Raw genomic sequence first — 1243 nt, forward strand, 5'->3', positions numbered from 1 at the left:
CGAAGAGCTTCACCCACGCTCCCTCCCTGGATGCCAAGACCGCTCGGCTTTGGCCCGACCGGGACCGGGTCAGAAGCGGACGGTCACCGCGAGGGTCAGCTGGTCCAGGTCGCTCAGATGCTTCTGGCCGACCTCGCTCGCCGGGCCCCCATCCACCAGGATGAGGCTCAGGCTGGCCTGGGTGGTGGGGGTGAGCTGGTACCGGTAGGTGGGGACCAGGACCCGCGAATCATCCCGGAGGCTGTCCAGGGCCAGGAGCTCCAGGGTTTGATCATCGGTGAGGGGGATGGAGGCGAGCCCCATCAGGTACTGGCCCGCCGGAACGTCGCTCTCGTTGAAGATCTTGAGGAGGCTCCCCCGGCCGTTGTAGATGTACTGGAGCTCCGCCCGGATCCCCCGGGGGAAGAGGTAGTCCACCCCCAGAACGGCGGTGGGATAAGGCTTCGTGGGGCCCCAGATCTGCCCCGCGCGCTGTTCGTCCAGGCCCTCCACCCGGCCGGGGAAGGTGTAGGTCCCCTCCCCCCAGAGGGTGAAGCCCCGCCAGGCCGTCGCGGCCGCCAGCCCCACCTTCTGTTCCCGCCGCCATGCGCCGTGCAGGTTGGCCTCGCCCTCCCAGACGACCGGCTGGTCCTCGTACCCGTTGAAGTAGCTCAGGTACAGGCTTGTCCCCCGGTAGAAGGTGTCGAACTGGAGGCCGATCTCGCCGGGGTTCTCATAGTCCTTCACGTTCTCGGCGGTCAGGCCGGTCTCGTCTTGGAGCACCCTTTCCCACTCCGACGGCTCGAACGCGGGGACGATCACCACGCTCAGGGTCCCCACGTTGAAGTAGGTGCTGGTCCGGATGGCGGTGACGGGCTGGACCAGCCCCTCCAAACCCCGGGTCAGGTCCAAGGTGAGGGGCGAGAAGTAGCTGGTGGGGTTGAAGCCGTCGGCCGTTCCCCAAGCGATCCGCTGGCGGCCAATGCGGAAGTCGGTCAGATCCGAGTAGAGATCGACGTAGGCCTGGTCCAGCTCCAGGAGGGTGGAGCTGTCGCCGTTGGCCACCCCTTTCAGGGCTTCCAGACCCGCCACCCCCGCGTCCCAGTAGCCTTTGAGGGAGATGTGGCCCGCCGCCTCCCAGCCGAACCGGCGTTCAAACTGGAGCTGGTAGTGGGTCCGGTTGAGGGAGACCTGGCCCGGTCCCCACGTGATCTCATCCCCGTTGAGCCGGGATCCCTCGGTAAGAAAGAACCCCAGCGTCTGG

1 pseudogene is annotated in these 1243 nt (G+C 67.1%); it reads right to left on the bottom strand.

Going from position 1 to position 1243, the window contains the following annotated elements:
- Positions 1-69 precede the first annotated feature (69 nt).
- A pseudogene (locus FWJ67_RS11180) lies at positions 70-1243 on the bottom strand (hypothetical protein); the annotation flags it as partial.

It is taken from the genome of Limnochorda sp. (genome assembly GCF_047459355.1).
Classification (GTDB): domain Bacteria; phylum Bacillota; class Limnochordia; order Limnochordales; family Limnochordaceae; genus Limnochorda.